The organism is Edwardsiella sp. EA181011, assembly GCF_000800725.1.
GTDB classification, from domain to species: domain Bacteria; phylum Pseudomonadota; class Gammaproteobacteria; order Enterobacterales; family Enterobacteriaceae; genus Edwardsiella; species Edwardsiella anguillarum.
Genome location: NZ_CP011364.1, coordinates 1,002,242 through 1,017,253, shown reverse-complemented (window position 1 = coordinate 1,017,253; position 15,012 = coordinate 1,002,242). Strand labels below are relative to the sequence as shown.

Here is a 15,012-nt window from a genome sequence, read left to right as displayed (position 1 = left end):
TCGTTTTTCCCTGCGCTTACTGGCACACCACGGTGCCGGTTTTCCCCTCGATCCCCTCTTTGGCTTTATCCAATACGGTGATCAGCGCCTCGCGCCCCGGACGGGTGCGCGCAAAGGAGAGCGCCGCCTCGACCTTGGGCAGCATGGAGCCCTTGGCGAAGTGCCCCTCATCGATAAAGCGCTGGGCATCCTCCAGGCTCAGGCGATCGAGCCACTGCTGGTTCGGCTTACCAAAGTTGATGGCGACCTTCTCCACCGCCGTCAGGATGATCAGCATGTCGGCATCGATCATCTCCGCCAGCTTGGCGCTGGCCCAGTCCTTGTCGATCACCGCGCTGGCGCCGCGTAGGTGATTACCCTCGCGGATCACCGGGATCCCGCCGCCGCCGACGGTGATCACTACCTGGCCGGCGTTGATCATCGCCTTGACGGTCTCTTTCTCAATAATGTCCACCGGCTTCGGCGAGGCGACAACGCGGCGATAGCCGCGCCCGGCGTCCTCTTTCATGTTGTAGCCGTTGCGCGTCAGGATCTCCGCCTCCTGCTGCGTGAAGAAGGAGCCGATCGGCTTGCACGGATTGAGGAAGGCAGGATCCTTACCATTCACCTCAACCTGAGTGATCAGCGTCGCTACCGGCGTATCCATCCCCCGATCCCGCAGCTCCTCACGTAGCGCATTCTGCAGATCGTAGCCGATATATCCTTGACTCAACGCGACGCAGACCGACATCGGCAGCATCGGCGTATGGGCCTCGGTTTTCGCCGCCGCCTCAAACGCCTGGTTGATCATCCCCACCTGCGGACCGTTGCCGTGGGTGACCACCACCTGGTGCCCCTGGGCGATCAAATCGACAATCGCCCGCGCCGTGGTCTTCACCGCCTTCATCTGTTCGGCCAGCCCCTCGCCCAGTGCGTTGCCCCCCAGCGCGAGCACGATTTTTTTCTTCATCATATCCTCACTCGTATGTTGTTGGACCGGACTGCATCCCGTCGCGCAAGCTTCCCGGCGGTATGCGGGCGCAGCCGTACTGCTTATACCGGTGCCTGAAACGCCTTCCGCTTCAGGAAACGCCCGCGCCCCGGCTCGGCGCTAAACTCACCCTCACTGAAAATACGCTCGCCGCGCGCCAGGGTATGGCGAATGGCTCCCCGGCATACCATGCCCTCATAGGGGCTGTAGTCGGCGTTGTCATGTAAGTCGCCGTGTCGCACCGTCGTCGTCCGGCGCGGATCGATGATCACTACGTCGGCGTCGGCGCCCGGCGCGATCACCCCCTTCTGCGGCCACAGCCCAAACAGGCGCGCTGGGGTCGCGCTAGTTAGCGACACGAAATGCGCCAGCGAGATACGCCCGGTCATCACCCCGGCGGAGAACAGCAGCAGCATCCGGTTCTCCACCCCCGGCAGGCCGTTAGGACAGCGACTGAAGTTGCCGCTGGAGAGCGCCAGACGCTGGCGGTAGGGGAAAGTGCAGTGGTCGGTGGCCACCACGTCGATGGCGCCGTCGCTGATGCCGCACCACAGGGCGTCCTGTTCGCGCAGGTTGCGCAGCGGCGGACTGAGAATAAACTTCAGGCCGTCCTCACGCAGATAGCTGCGTTCATCCAGCAGCAGATACTGCGGGCAGGTCTCGACCCACACCGGCTGATGGCGCGCGCGGGCCAGACGCAGGTAGTCCAGCCCCAGCCCGTTGGACAGGTGAACGATATACAGCGGTGCATTGCCGGCCAGCTGCGCCAGGTTAATCATCCGGGCGATGGCCTCCGCCTCGCACTCCAAGGGACGGCTGCGGGCGTGAAAGATCGGCGCGACCTCGCCTTGCGCCAGATAATGGGCGCGCCGCTGGGCGATGGCGGCATCGTTCTCCGGGTGCACCGTGGTCAGCGCGCCGACCTGGTGCAGACGGCGCAGCGCGCGTAGCACCGCATCGTCGTCCAGCTTGAAACCGTAGGTCAGATAGAGCTTAAAGCTGCTGATCCCCTCTTCATGCACCATCGAGGCCATCTCGTCGAGGATCGCCTCGTCGATATGCTGGATCACCCCGTGGAAACTGTAGTCGATCACCGCCTTATCCGCGGCGTAGCCGTGATAGGCTGCCAGCTGATGGTGCAGAGAGCAGCCCTTCGGGCCAAAGCCCATATGGTCGATAATGGTTGTTGTACCGCCACACGCCGCCGCGCGGGTACCGGTAAAAAAATCATCACAGCTGCGGGCCAGACCGACATCGATATTAAAGTGGGTATGTACGTCCACCCCGCCGGGCATCACATAGCACCCGTCGGCGTCGATCACTTCATCTGCCTCGTCCTCCGACAGGCCGGGCTCCAGACGGCTGATAATGCCGTGTTCGATCAGCACGTCCGCGCGCCGTTCGCCGTCGTGATTCACCACCGTGCCGTTTTTAATCAGGCTTTTCATCGTCGAGACTCCGCAAAGAGACCCCGGCACGCACGGTGCCGGGGCAGATAGCGTCAGAATTACTTCTTCAACTGCTCAAGATAGGTCAGCGGGATGGCGGCATACATCGCCGCGCAGGTCACCAGGTGATCCTTCCAGGTCTTCTCGTTCGGCGCGTGCGCCTCCGGCTCTTTACCCGGACCAAAGCCGATCACCGGGATACCGTGGCGGCCCATGATGGAGACGCCGTTGGTGGAGAAGGTCCACTTGTCGACCACCGGCTGCTTATGGAACAGCCCCTGGTAAGCCTGGCTCAGGGTTTTCACCGTGACATGATCCTCTTCGACCTTCCAGGTGGGGAAGTAGCATTCGGTCGGATAGACCAGCCCGGTGTAGGAGGGACGATCGTAGTTATACATGGAGACGGTGGCGTTGGCCGCCTGCACCGCCGGCAGCGCGCGGATCTCCTCCAGCGCCCCTTCCCAGGTCTCGCCCCAGGTCAGGCGGCGGTCGATGGAGACGGCACAGCTGTCGGCCACAGCGCAGCGGCTCGGTGAGGTGAAGAAGATCTCGGAGACGGTCAGGGTCCCCTTGCCGAGGAACTCATCATACCCCAGGCTCTGCGACAGCTCCTGCAGTTCGTTGAGGATCGGCCCCATCTTGAAGATGGCATTGTCGCCGCGCTCCGGCGCGGAGCCGTGACAGCTGACGCCCTGCACGTCGATACGGATCTCCATGCGTCCGCGCTGGCCGCGATAGATCTGGCAATCGGTCGGCTCGGTGCTGACCACAAACTCCGGGCGGATCTTAGATTGCTCGATGATGTACTGCCAGCACAGGCCGTCGCAGTCCTCCTCCTGAACGGTACCGGTCACCAGCAGGGTATACTGATCCTCCAGCCCCAGATCCTTGATGATCTTGCCGGCATACACCATGGAGGCCATGCCCCCTTCCTGATCCGACGCGCCGCGCCCGCCGATCAGATCGTCGGTCTCCATCCCCTCATAGGGGTCGAAGGTCCAGTTTTTGATGTTGCCGATGCCGACGGTGTCGATGTGGGCATCCATGGCGATCAGGTGCGGACCGTGGCCCACATAGCCCAGCACGTTGCCCATCGGGTCGATCTCAACCCGATCGAAGCCCACCTTCTCCATCTCTTCTTTGATGCGCTGCACGACGCGCTTTTCATCACAGCTTTCACTGGGGATGGCAATCATGTCGCGCAGGAAACGGGACATGTCGTCTTTATACTGATGCGCCTTCTCCAGAATCATATCGAACGGAACTTGCTTAGCCATTATATTCTTCTCCAGTGGTGATCCCCCCGCTGGGCGGGGAGCATGAATTCAACGATGCCCCCGCGCTTATTCACACGCCGGGTATTTCCCTTCCCAAACCACTTCACGGTAGTGCTTCACGTCGGTATCCCCTTCGGTGCTGATCAACAGCACCACGGAGTCACGGTTCAGCCCCAGCGTCTTCATCAGCTCTTCGCGGCGCGGATGGTGATGGACGGCGGCCAGAACCCCCAGGCCGACGGCGCCCGACTCGCCGGAGATGATGCGAGCATCCTGACCCAGCGGGTTGCCCAGCACGCGCATCCCCAGCGCCGCCACCTTGTCCTGACAGGAGATAAACTGGGTGGCGCAGTTGCGCAGCAGCGGCCAGCCCAGCGGGTTAGGCTCGCCGCAGGCCAGACCGGCCATGATGGTGGCCATATCGCCGCCGACGTTGACGATCTCGCCCTTCACGCCGGAGCGGAACACGCAGTCCGCCAGATCCGGCTCGACGATCACCGAGTGCAGGTTCTGTGCACCGTAGACGTCGACCAGATAGCCCAGCACCCCGCCGGCCATGGCGCCCACGCCGGCCTGCAGGAAGACGTGGGTCGGACGGGCAATGCCCATCTGCGTCATCTGCTCCACCGCCTCATCCGCTAGCGTGGCATACCCCTGCATGATCCAGGTCGGGATCTTGGTGTAGCCCTCCCAGGCAGTATCCTGTACCACCTCCCAGCCGCGCTCCTGCGCCGTCTTCATGGTCAGACGCACGGTGTCGTCATAGTTCATGTCCGTGACGATGCACTCGGCGCCCAGGTTCCGGATATGCTCCACGCGTTCGCGCGCCGATCCCTTGGGCATGTACACCACGGCATGCTGTCCCAGCTGCTGCGCTGCCCAGGCCACGCCGCGACCGTGGTTGCCGTCGGTGGTGGTGGCAAAGGTCATTCGCTCGGTCAGGGTGGATTTGAGCTTCTCGAAGGAGAAGTCATTGATATCCATGTGATACTTTTCGCACAGCAGGCGTGCAATGGCGTAGGCACCGCCCAGCATCTTGAAGGCATTCAGGCCAAAGCGCTGCGACTCATCCTTCACCAGGATCTTGCCGATGCCAAACAGGTGCGACAGTTCGTCCAGGGCATACAGCGGCGTTGGACGGTAGCCGGTGATTTTTTTATGAAAGGCCCGCGCTTTCTGCGCTTCGGCGCGGGAGAACAGTGGCGACGTTTCACCATTGAAGAAACGGTTTTGCGCAACATCCACCTTCAGCGAGAAAACAGACATAACCCAACCTCATCCATCGAATAAGAAATCCGCGCTGGCGGAGAGGCCGGCCCACTCGGCCGGCCGACGGTGTTACTTAATACGCTTCTGGGCTTCCTTGAGCAGCTGCTCCAGCACCAGGCCCGGTTTCGGGAATTTACGGGCGACGATCATCGCGGCGATGATGTACGGCTTCCAGCTGGCCTCTTTATAGGTAGCGATGCGGTATTTCTCGAATACCCCTTCCGTCACCTCACCCTCCTTACAGGAGACGCCGGAGATATCGGCCGGCAGGCAGTGCATATACAGCGCTTCGCCGCCGCGGGTCAGCTTCATCATCTCTTCGGTGCAGTGCCAATCTTTATGATTGGCGTTCTGCGCCAGGCACTGTTTCTCCAGGGCCTTCAGGCCATCGTGATCATTGGCGCGCAGCAGCTCGGTGCGCTGCTCCATCACCTTGTAAGGCGCCCAGGACTTGGGATACACGATATCCGCATCCTTGAAGGCCTCTTCCATGGAGCTCACCTGACGGAAGCTGCCGCCGGACGCCTTGGCGTTGTTGTGGGCGACCTCCACCACGTCGGGGATCAGGTCATAGCCTTCCGGATGGGCCAGCGTGACGTCCATCCCAAAGCGGGTCATCAAGCCGATGATGCCCTGCGGCACGGACAGCGGCTTGCCATAGCTCGGTGAATAGGCCCAGGTCATGGCGATCTTCTTGCCTTTCAGGTTTTCCAGGCTGCCGAAGTGCTCGCGCAGCCAGGCCAGATCGGCCATGGACTGGGTCGGGTGGTCGATATCGCATTGCAGGTTGACCAGCGCCGGACGCTGCGGCAGAACGCCCTGCTCGTAGCCTTCATCCAGCGCCGCGCCGACCTCACGCATATAGGCGTTACCGGCGCCCAGGAACATATCGTCACGGATGCCGATGGCATCGGCGCAGAAGGAGATCATGTTGGCGGTTTCACGCACGGTCTCACCGTGGGCGATTTGGGATTTGCCTTCATCCAGATCCTGCTGGGCCAAACCCAGCAGGTTCAGGGCAGACGCATAGGAGAAACGGGTACGGGTCGAGTTATCGCGGAACACGGAGATACCCAGCCCGCTGTTAAAGATTTTGGTCGCGATATTTTCAGCGCGCATGGTCTTCAGCGCCTCAGCGACATCCAGCACCAGCTTCAGCTCCTCCGGACTCTGCTCCCAGGTCAACAGAAAGTCCTTGTCATGAAGGTTAGACTTGAGCGCGTTGATATCCTTGATAATTTCATTAACAGTTTTCATCGTATGGCCCTAATGAGTAAGTGACTGGCTACCTGACAACCTGCTACGCCGCCCAGGTGGTGAGAGTCCGACCTGCAAACAGCCGATAACAGCGACTGGCAATACTTAAACAATAACTGTGCCAAATTTGTTTTCTGCAGAAGGGCCAACGGAGATCCCATAACATTGTGCGAGAGCCATCACAAAATAGCGCTTACCAGCAGCGGGAAACGACGGTTTTTATCTATTGAATGCATATTATCAGCAGAGTAAATATACAGATGACCGACCACGCGTGGAATATTTCCGCGCTATTCCCCCTCCACCCTCAACCCATATTGATAACGTTAAGGGCGTATCTCTCATTTTGATAATAAAGTGTGATGGCTCTTACATATTTGTCGTATCGCGAGCGAAAAGAAACGCTTCCTTATCAAACTTCAATATTGCTGAGTTAGTATCATGCGATAAAAGAACACGCTTATGGCCTAATGGAATAGGTTCTAACATCAGCCAACATACCCGTAATGCAGGGTAACTGGTTAAGTGCTAAAGAAAGGTTCAATTATGACACCCGCAAACACTCAATCCGTTTTAATGCAGATCCAGCCTACTATCCTGCGCTTTACCAAAATGCTTTCCAGCGTACTGCAGCTGGAGGTCGAGATCGTCGATGCCACCATGACGCGCGTCGCCGGCACCGGCCCCTACGGTAAATTCTTTGGCCGCAAGCTCAACAGCAACTCGCGCCTGCTGCGCTATGTGCTAGATACCAAGCAGGAAAAAGTGGTGATCCGCTCCCGCTTCGATCCGGTCTGCGAGGGATGCAACAGTAAGGACAACTGTAAGGAAAAGGCTTTTCTCGGAACGCCGATCCTGTTCCAGGGGAACTGCATCGGCGTTATCAGCCTGGTGGCCTTTACCCAGGAGCAGCAGGAGCGAATAAAGGATAATTTACATGAGTTTTCCGATTATGTCCGGCATATATCCAACATATTTGTTTCTAAACTCTTGGAAAGCCAGGGAGGGAACGATGGCGTCAGCAAAATATTACTCAGTCTGATCGAGAATATGGATCAAGGCGTATTGGTATTGGATGAAAATAACCAGGCGCAGTTTGCCAATGCCACGGCATTAAAACAGCTGAACGCCATTAATGAGCAAGTTATTGGTAAGACATTTAATATTCGCCCCCTGACCTATCAGCAGAACTACCTCAGCGGTCATCTACAGCATATTGTCGCTTTCGATCAGCACCAAGAGCTGATTATCGGCCAGCTGCATGACATTCAGGACCACCAGCTCTTTTTGATGACGTTCCATCAGTCCCATTCACCGATGAACGTCGAACTGAACCCCGACGATCCGCGCATCGAGCATTTGGTCGGAGAGTGCCGCCCGATGCGCAACCTGAAGCGGCTGATCAGCCGCATCGCGTCCAGCCCGTCGAGCGTGCTGATCGTGGGCGAGAGCGGTACCGGTAAAGAGGTGGTGGCTCGCGCCATCCACCAGCTCAGCGATCGCAATAACAAGCCGTTTATCGCCATCAACTGCGCCGCCATTCCGGATCAGCTGCTGGAGAGCGAACTGTTCGGCTACGTGAAGGGCGCCTTCACCGGCGCCTCCGCCAACGGTAAAATGGGGCTGATCCAGGCCGCCAACCACGGAACGCTGTTTCTGGACGAAATCGGCGACATGCCGCTGACCCTGCAGGCCAAACTGCTACGCGCCATCGAGTCGCGCGAGGTGCAGCCCATCGGCTCCAGCAGCCCCATCGCCGTCGATATCCGCATTATCTCCGCCACCAACCAGAACCTAGAGCAGTACATCGCCGACGGTAAGTTCCGCGAAGACCTCTACTATCGCCTGAATGTGATCCCGATGGCCCTGCCGCCGCTGCGCGAGCGGCAGGGCGACATTGAGCTGCTGATCCACTACTTCCTTAACCTGCACACCAAGCGCATCGGCCTGGTCTATCCCGGCATTTCGCCGGAGGTCATGATGCTGCTCAAGCGCTACCGCTGGCCGGGCAACGTGCGCGAGCTGAGTAACCTGATGGAGTACCTGATCAACGTCGTGCCCAGCGGCGAGGTGATCGACACCGCGCTGCTGCCGCCCAACCTGATCAATGGGCAGGTTACCCTGAACTATCGGGAGGATAACAGCGCCTATCAGAGTAGCGTAGCCTGCGGCGACGACCACGGCAGCACGGCGCTGGAGGAGATGGAAAAGCAGATGATCCGCGAGGCGCTAGCGCGCTACAGCAATAAGAAGCAGGCAGCGGAGGAGCTGGGTATCGGTATTGCCACCCTCTACCGCAAGATAAAGAAGTATGAGCTAACGGCCGGTTGATGCGCCGCGCGGCCCGTTTACCCGGGCCGCCCGCTGCTTAGCCGTGCACCCAGAACAGACCGGCGACAAACAGGCAAAACAACAGCGGCAGCGCCAGCACCAGCAACTCCACCATTCGCTGCAGCGGACGCAGCGTCTCCTGCGGGGTTCGCGCCAGCGCGACCGCGCCGACCAGCAGCGCCAGCAGCGAGAGCGCGCCGGCGAAGGCGGCATCGGCCAGCAGCACCGTCATCTTCCAGCCGTTGTAGGCCTGCGGCGAGATCGCCGCCTGATGCTGCCCGGTCTCCAGCCACTGCCACAGCAGCAGTACCCAGGGCATCAGCCAGGCGCCGCTGCCGACCATCCAGGAAAGCCGTCGTAATACCATATGTTCTCCCTCATCCCATGTCGCCCGTCTCTTATGGAACGGTTATGCCGGGTGGTGTCCGCTCTCTGGCGGAAAAATAGTAAAAAGCCCCGCGCTGCGGGGCTTTAAAGGGGAATACCCGCGCGCTATCAGAACGGGATATCGTCGTCAAAGTCCATCGGCGGTTCGCTGCTCTGCGGCGCTGCCGGCTGAGCCGGCTGGGCCGGCGCGGAATAGCCGCCCTGCTGTGACTGCTGACGCGGTGCCGCCTGGCCGCCGCTGAACGCGGCGCCCTGCGGCTGCTGCGGCTGACCCCAGCCGCCCTGCTGCCCCTGGTTGCCCATCGGCGCACCGCCGCCCTGGCGACCGCCCAGCATCTGCATGGAGCCGCTGATATCGACCACGACTTCCGTGGTGTAGCGATCCTGGCCGCTCTGATCCTGCCACTTACGGGTACGCAGCTGACCTTCGATGTACACCTGAGAGCCTTTGCGCAGGTACTCACCAGCGATCTCCGCCAGCTTGCCGTACAGCGCAACACGGTGCCATTCGGTGCGCTCTTTCTGCTCACCGGTCTGCTTGTCACGCCAGCTGTCAGAAGTTGCCAGCGTCAAATTGGCAACGGCGCCGCCGTTCGGCATATAGCGGACCTCCGGGTCCTGACCCAGATTCCCGATAAGAATCACTTTATTTACGCCTCTGCTGGCCATGTCGACTCTCCTGATGAAGTAAATTTATTCAGTCTAAACCGTAAATTCTAACACGCCAGCGACGCTTGAGCACTCATCATCGTTTTGTGCAGGCGTTCGAGATCCGGTTTAAGGCGCACCACTTCGGTTATTGAATACTGGATATCCATTCAGTTTCGGATATGTCATAATCAATGATCCAGCGTGTGCACGGTGAGATCGGTAACTGTTAATCCGGGAAGTAGGTAATGGATAAAATAGAAATACGCGGTGCTCGCACCCATAATCTCAAGAATATCAATCTGATTATCCCCCGCGACAAACTGGTGGTCATCACCGGTCTGTCCGGATCCGGCAAATCCTCTCTGGCGTTCGATACCCTGTATGCCGAAGGGCAGCGGCGCTACGTCGAATCCCTTTCTGCCTACGCCCGCCAGTTCCTGTCGCTGATGGAAAAGCCGGACGTCGACCATATCGAGGGGCTCTCTCCGGCCATCTCCATCGAGCAGAAATCCACCTCCCACAACCCGAGATCCACCGTGGGAACCATCACTGAAATTCATGACTACCTGCGCCTGCTGTTCGCCCGCGTCGGTGAGCCGCGCTGTCCGCAGCACGGCATGCCGCTGGCGGCGCAGACCGTCAGCCAGATGGTGGACAACGTTCTGGCCCAGCCGGAGGGGAAACGTCTGATGCTGCTGGCCCCGATCATCAAGGATCGCAAGGGGGAGCACAGCAAGACGCTGGAAAACCTGGCGGCGCAGGGCTACATCCGCGCCCGAATCGACGGCGAGGTGTGCGATCTCTCCGATCCGCCGAAGCTGGAGCTGCAGAAAAAACACAGCATCGACGTGGTCGTCGATCGCTTCCGAGTGAAGGCCGACATGGCCCAGCGCCTGGCGGAATCGTTTGAAACCACCCTGGAACTCTCCGGCGGCAGCGCGGTGGTCGCCGATATGGACGATCCCCAGGCGGAAGAGATGCTATTTTCCGCCAACTTCGCCTGCCCGCTGTGCGGTTACAGCATGCGGGAGCTGGAGCCACGGCTGTTCTCCTTCAATAACCCGGCGGGCGCCTGCCCCACCTGCGACGGCCTCGGGGTACAGCAATATTTCGATCCGGAGCGGGTGGTACAAAACGGCGAACTGTCGCTGGCGGGCGGCGCCATTCGCGGCTGGGATCGCCGCAACTTCTACTATTTCCAGATGCTGCGCTCGCTGGCCGACCATTATCATTTTGATATTGAGGCGCCCTTCGACTCCCTGGATGAAACGGTACGCCACGTGGTGCTGTACGGCTCCGGCAAAGACGAGATCGAATTCAAGTACATTAACGATCGCGGCGATACCACCGTACGCCGTCACCCCTTCGAGGGGGTGCTGCACAACATGGAGCGTCGCTACAAAGAGACTGAGTCCAGCGCGGTGCGCGAGGAGCTGGCCAAATTCATCAGCAACCGTCCCTGCGCCACCTGCGGCGGGACGCGTCTGCGTGAAGAGGCGCGCAACGTCTTCATTGAAGACACCACGCTGCCGCAGATAGCCGACCTCAGCATCGGCGCTGCGCTGCGCTTCTTTCACGGACTGGCGCTAGAGGGACAGCGCGCCAAAATCGCCGAGAAGGTGCTGAAAGAGATCGGCGAGCGCCTGCAGTTTTTGGTCAACGTCGGCCTGAACTACCTGAGCCTGTCCCGCTCCGCCGAGACCCTGTCCGGCGGCGAAGCGCAGCGCATTCGTCTAGCCAGCCAGATCGGCGCCGGGCTGGTCGGGGTGATGTACGTGCTCGATGAACCCTCCATCGGTCTGCATCAGCGCGATAACGAACGCCTGCTCGATACGCTGATGCATCTGCGCAACCTGGGCAACACGGTGATCGTGGTCGAACACGACGAGGACGCCATCCGCGCCGCCGACCACGTTATCGATATCGGCCCGGGCGCCGGGGTGCACGGCGGCAAGATCGTCGCCCAGGGCAACGTGGAGCAGATCATGGCGACGCCAGCCTCCCTGACCGGCCAATATCTGAGTGGACAACGTAAGATCGCCATCCCCAGCGAGCGGATCGCCGCCGATCCGACGCGGGTGCTCAAGCTGAGCGGCGCACGCGGCAATAACCTGAAAGAGGTGACCTTGACCCTGCCGGTCGGGCTGTTCACCTGCATCACCGGCGTTTCCGGCTCCGGCAAGTCCACCCTGATCAACGATACGCTGTTCCCCATCGCCCAGCGCCAGCTAAACGGCGCTACGCTGGGCGAACCGGCCCCCTACCGCAGCATCGAGGGGCTGGAGCATTTCGATAAGGTGATCGACATCGATCAGAGCCCCATCGGGCGAACCCCGCGCTCTAATCCGGCGACCTACACCGGCATCTTTACCCCGATCCGCGAGCTATTTTCCGGGGTGCCGGAGTCGCGGGCGCGCGGCTATACCCCGGGACGCTTCAGCTTTAACGTGCGCGGCGGGCGCTGTGAGGCCTGTCAGGGCGATGGGGTCATCAAGGTGGAGATGCACTTCCTGCCGGACATCTATGTGCCGTGCGACCAGTGCAAGGGCAAGCGCTACAACCGTGAAACGCTGGAGATCAAGTACAAGGGCAAAAGCATCCACGAGGTGCTGGAGATGACCATTGAGGAGGCGCGCAGCTTTTTTGACGCCGTTCCTGCGCTGGCGCGCAAGCTGCAGACCCTGATGGACGTCGGCCTGGGCTATATTCGCCTGGGGCAGTCGGCCACCACCCTCTCCGGCGGCGAGGCTCAGCGGGTCAAACTCTCACGCGAGCTCTCCAAGCGTGGCACCGGACAAACACTGTATATCCTGGATGAGCCGACCACCGGTCTGCACTTTGCCGACATTCAGCAGCTGCTGGCGGTACTGCACCAGCTACGCGATCAGGGCAACACCATCGTGGTTATCGAGCACAATCTGGACGTGATCAAAACGGCGGACTGGATCGTGGATCTGGGGCCGGAAGGCGGCAGCGGCGGCGGCGAGATCTTGGTCGCCGGCACGCCGGAGACCGTCGCCCGCTGTGAAGCCTCCCATACGGCCCGCTTCCTGCGTCCGATCCTGGACAATGCCTAAGGGAACCTGACGGCGTGGAAAAACACGCTGTCATCCGCCCCTACGCCGGATGCCACGCACCGGCGACGGGGCGCCGACGGAGGGGCTACTGCAGCGGGTGCGCGTCGCTGGCCTGGTGCAGCGCCAGCTGATAGGAACTGTCCACCAGCTGATACAGCAGCGAGTCGTTGATAGCGCCGTCCAGAAACACAGTGCTCCAGTGCGCCTTGTTCAGCCGACGGCTGGGCACGATGTCTTTATGCTGGCTGCGCAGTCGGGTGGCCTGCTCGCAGCTAGTTTTCACCGCGACCGCCGGACGCCCTTCGCCGTTTTCAACCATGGCGAACAAAATACCGCCGACGCGCGCCTGGTGCGTCCGCCAGCGGTTTTGCTGGCTCTGCTGCGCGCCGGGCTTTGACAGGCAGTATTGCATAAAAGCCGAATCATTCATCAATCCTATCCCCTTGTATGGTTGCTACAATACGGCGCGCGCCGCCCTGTATGCGGTGTTCGCCAAGCCAAATACCCTGCCAGGTTCCAAGCTGTAACGCGCCCTGGCGCACCGGCACCGTCAGCGAGACGCCCAGCAGAGACGACGCAATATGGGCGGGCATATCGTCCGCGCCTTCATCGTCGTGCGCATAGGGAGCGCCATCCGGCACCGTGCGCGAAAAATAACCTTCCATGTCATAGCGCACTGTGGGATCACAGTTTTCATTGAGGGTAAGCGACGCAGAGGTGTGCTGTAACAGCAGGTGCAACAGCCCGACCCGCACCTGACGCAGCGCGGGCAGGCCGGCAATAATCTCGGCAGTAATCAGGTGGAAACCACGCGCTCTCGCCCGCAGAACCAGGGTATGCTGATACCACATCTTGCGACGTCCTCAATAAGTATATTCTTTGTACAGCCGGCGGCAAGAAAACGCAGCGGAAAGTTCTGTAAAGATAGCCAGACGCCGCGTCAGTAACGCGTAGACACGGGGAGATACGCGTGCCTAAACGCAGAATCTACGCAGCGCCGGCCATTATTCCTGCGGCGCCATCACGCGAACCAGCGCGGTGGCCACGCGATCGAGGTTACTCTCGTTGAGTCCCGCCATGCACATACGCCCGCTGCCGACCAGGTAAACGCCGTCGCGCCGGCGCAGATCGCCGACCTGCTGCGCACTGAGTCCGGTATAGCTGAACATGCCCCGCTGCTGACACAGGTAGTCAAAGCGACGCGACGGCAGCGCCAGGTTGAGGCGCGACGCCAGCTGCCCGCGCATGGCGATGATGCGCAGGCGCATCGCCTCTACCTCTTCGCGCCACTGGCGCTGTAAATCGGCGTCATTCAGCACCGTAGCCACAAGGGCGGCGCCGTGCAACGGCGGGCTGGAGTAGTTGCGCCGCACCGTCGCCTTCAGCTGTCCCAGCACCCGCCCGGCCTCGACCTCATCGCTGCACATGACCGACAGACCGCCGACGCGCTCACCGTACAGCGAGAAAATTTTAGAGAACGAGTTGCTGACCAGGCAGGGCAGCCCTGCGGCGGCCATCGTCCGGATAGCATAGGCATCCTGCTCCATGCCGCCGCCGAACCCCTGATAGGCAATATCCAGAAACGGGATCAGCGCCCGACGTCGCAGCAGCGACACCAGACTATCCCACTGCGCCGGCGTCAGATCCGAACCGGTGGGGTTATGGCAGCAGGGGGGAAGTAGCACGATGCTGTGGGGCGGCAGCTGCGCCAACGTCTCCAGCATGGCATCGAAGCACACGCCCAGCGTCTGGGGATCAAAATAGGGATAGCGATGTACCCGGAAACCCGCGCCCTCGAAAATCGCGACATGATTCTCCCAGGTAGGATCGCTGACCCAGACCTCGGCACGGGGAAAATATCGCCGCAGAAAGTCTGCGCCCACCTTGAGTGCGCCTGACCCCCCCAGAGTCTGAATGGTCGCCACCCGCCGCGCGCGCAGCGCGGGATGATCCCCCCCAGCAGCAGCGACTGTACCGCGCTGCGGTAGTCTGCCATCCCCTCCATCGGCAGATAGAGCGGCGCCGCCGGCGCCGCGGCGTTCAGCCGGGCCTGCGCCGTAGCGACGGAGGCCAGCATCGGCACCTCCCCCCGCGAGTCATAGTACAGGCCGATACTCAGATTCACTTTTTGCGCGCGGGCGTCCCGCTTATAGCTCTCCATCAGGGAGAGGATCGGATCGCCGGCATAGTCATCTACATGTTCAAACACGGGGGGCTCCTTGTTGGCACGGTCCTACGGTAAGGGAGCCATCACCGACGGTCAGCCCGGCACTGGCCGGGGCAGAACGTCGGCGCGCTCCTCGTCATAACATACCCTTAACCGAAGGGAAAACACCAGCGGGGTC

General features: G+C 60.6%; 11 protein-coding genes and 1 pseudogene. 2 read left to right on the top strand and 10 right to left on the bottom strand.

The window, feature by feature from the left end; genetic code table 11:
* Positions 1-16 precede the first annotated feature (16 nt).
* The 5 genes from arcC to ygeW all read right to left on the bottom strand — a co-directional run bounded on the left by arcC (position 17) and on the right by ygeW (position 6,221).
* On the bottom strand, positions 17-949 hold the full coding sequence (gene arcC / locus QY76_RS04640; protein ID WP_045427076.1) for a carbamate kinase: 933 nt from the start codon (positions 947-949) through the stop codon (positions 17-19).
* Positions 950-1,032: 83 nt separating this feature from the next.
* Positions 1,033-2,418 carry a dihydropyrimidinase gene (hydA, locus tag QY76_RS04635; protein WP_034165240.1) on the bottom strand — a complete coding sequence of 462 codons (1,386 nt, stop codon included), beginning with the start codon at positions 2,416-2,418 and terminating at the stop codon, positions 1,033-1,035.
* Between the two features lie 59 nt (positions 2,419-2,477).
* The gene (locus QY76_RS04630; protein WP_015462397.1) at positions 2,478-3,695 is read right to left on the bottom strand and encodes a YgeY family selenium metabolism-linked hydrolase; all 1,218 of its coding nucleotides are present in this window, start codon (positions 3,693-3,695) and stop codon (positions 2,478-2,480) included.
* 66 nt (positions 3,696-3,761) lie between these two features.
* The gene (gene dpaL, locus QY76_RS04625) at positions 3,762-4,961 is read right to left on the bottom strand and encodes a diaminopropionate ammonia-lyase (RefSeq protein ID WP_034165239.1); all 1,200 of its coding nucleotides are present in this window, start codon (positions 4,959-4,961) and stop codon (positions 3,762-3,764) included.
* 72 nt (positions 4,962-5,033) lie between these two features.
* Positions 5,034-6,221, bottom strand: coding sequence for a knotted carbamoyltransferase YgeW (gene ygeW, locus QY76_RS04620; protein WP_034165238.1), 1,188 nt, complete (start codon positions 6,219-6,221; stop codon positions 5,034-5,036).
* Between the two features lie 546 nt (positions 6,222-6,767).
* Between ygeW and QY76_RS04615 the strand changes: the two genes are divergently transcribed.
* A complete protein-coding gene (locus tag QY76_RS04615; protein WP_034165237.1) occupies positions 6,768-8,552 on the top strand; it encodes a sigma-54-dependent Fis family transcriptional regulator in 1,785 nt (594 codons plus the stop codon).
* Positions 8,553-8,589: 37 nt separating this feature from the next.
* Here QY76_RS04615 and QY76_RS04610 read toward each other — a convergent pair whose 3' ends face one another.
* Positions 8,590-8,919, bottom strand: a complete 330-nt coding sequence (locus tag QY76_RS04610) for a hypothetical protein (RefSeq protein WP_034165236.1) — start codon at positions 8,917-8,919, stop codon at positions 8,590-8,592.
* 128 nt (positions 8,920-9,047) lie between these two features.
* Complete coding sequence (locus QY76_RS04605; RefSeq protein ID WP_034165235.1) at positions 9,048-9,608, bottom strand: single-stranded DNA-binding protein; 561 nt, start codon at positions 9,606-9,608, stop codon at positions 9,048-9,050.
* Positions 9,609-9,835: 227 nt separating this feature from the next.
* Between QY76_RS04605 and uvrA the strand changes: the two genes are divergently transcribed.
* Positions 9,836-12,667, top strand: coding sequence for an excinuclease ABC subunit UvrA (uvrA, locus tag QY76_RS04600; protein ID WP_045427073.1), 2,832 nt, complete (start codon positions 9,836-9,838; stop codon positions 12,665-12,667).
* An 85-nt stretch (positions 12,668-12,752) separates the two neighbouring features.
* Here uvrA and QY76_RS04595 read toward each other — a convergent pair whose 3' ends face one another.
* The 3 genes and pseudogenes from QY76_RS04595 to QY76_RS04585 all read right to left on the bottom strand — a co-directional run bounded on the left by QY76_RS04595 (position 12,753) and on the right by QY76_RS04585 (position 14,876).
* Positions 12,753-13,097 carry an MmcQ/YjbR family DNA-binding protein gene (locus tag QY76_RS04595; RefSeq protein ID WP_034165233.1) on the bottom strand — a complete coding sequence of 115 codons (345 nt, stop codon included), beginning with the start codon at positions 13,095-13,097 and terminating at the stop codon, positions 12,753-12,755.
* Positions 13,090-13,518, bottom strand: coding sequence for a secondary thiamine-phosphate synthase enzyme YjbQ (locus QY76_RS04590; RefSeq protein WP_034165232.1), 429 nt, complete (start codon positions 13,516-13,518; stop codon positions 13,090-13,092). Before QY76_RS04590 ends, QY76_RS04595 begins: the two co-directional genes overlap by 8 nt.
* 153 nt (positions 13,519-13,671) lie before the next feature.
* Positions 13,672-14,876, bottom strand: a pseudogene (locus QY76_RS04585) (aromatic amino acid transaminase).
* Positions 14,877-15,012 lie beyond the last annotated feature (136 nt).

Coding starts and splice junctions, on each gene's coding strand:
- arcC (WP_045427076.1), bottom strand. CDS start 949: ATGAAGAAAAAAATCGTGCTCGCGCTGGGGGGCAACGCACTGGGCGAG.
- hydA (WP_034165240.1), bottom strand. CDS start 2,418: ATGAAAAGCCTGATTAAAAACGGCACGGTGGTGAATCACGACGGCGAA.
- QY76_RS04630 (WP_015462397.1), bottom strand. CDS start 3,695: ATGGCTAAGCAAGTTCCGTTCGATATGATTCTGGAGAAGGCGCATCAG.
- dpaL (WP_034165239.1), bottom strand. CDS start 4,961: ATGTCTGTTTTCTCGCTGAAGGTGGATGTTGCGCAAAACCGTTTCTTC.
- ygeW (WP_034165238.1), bottom strand. CDS start 6,221: ATGAAAACTGTTAATGAAATTATCAAGGATATCAACGCGCTCAAGTCT.
- QY76_RS04615 (WP_034165237.1), top strand. CDS start 6,768: ATGACACCCGCAAACACTCAATCCGTTTTAATGCAGATCCAGCCTACT.
- QY76_RS04610 (WP_034165236.1), bottom strand. CDS start 8,919: ATGGTATTACGACGGCTTTCCTGGATGGTCGGCAGCGGCGCCTGGCTG.
- QY76_RS04605 (WP_034165235.1), bottom strand. CDS start 9,608: ATGGCCAGCAGAGGCGTAAATAAAGTGATTCTTATCGGGAATCTGGGT.
- uvrA (WP_045427073.1), top strand. CDS start 9,836: ATGGATAAAATAGAAATACGCGGTGCTCGCACCCATAATCTCAAGAAT.
- QY76_RS04595 (WP_034165233.1), bottom strand. CDS start 13,097: ATGAATGATTCGGCTTTTATGCAATACTGCCTGTCAAAGCCCGGCGCG.
- QY76_RS04590 (WP_034165232.1), bottom strand. CDS start 13,518: ATGTGGTATCAGCATACCCTGGTTCTGCGGGCGAGAGCGCGTGGTTTC.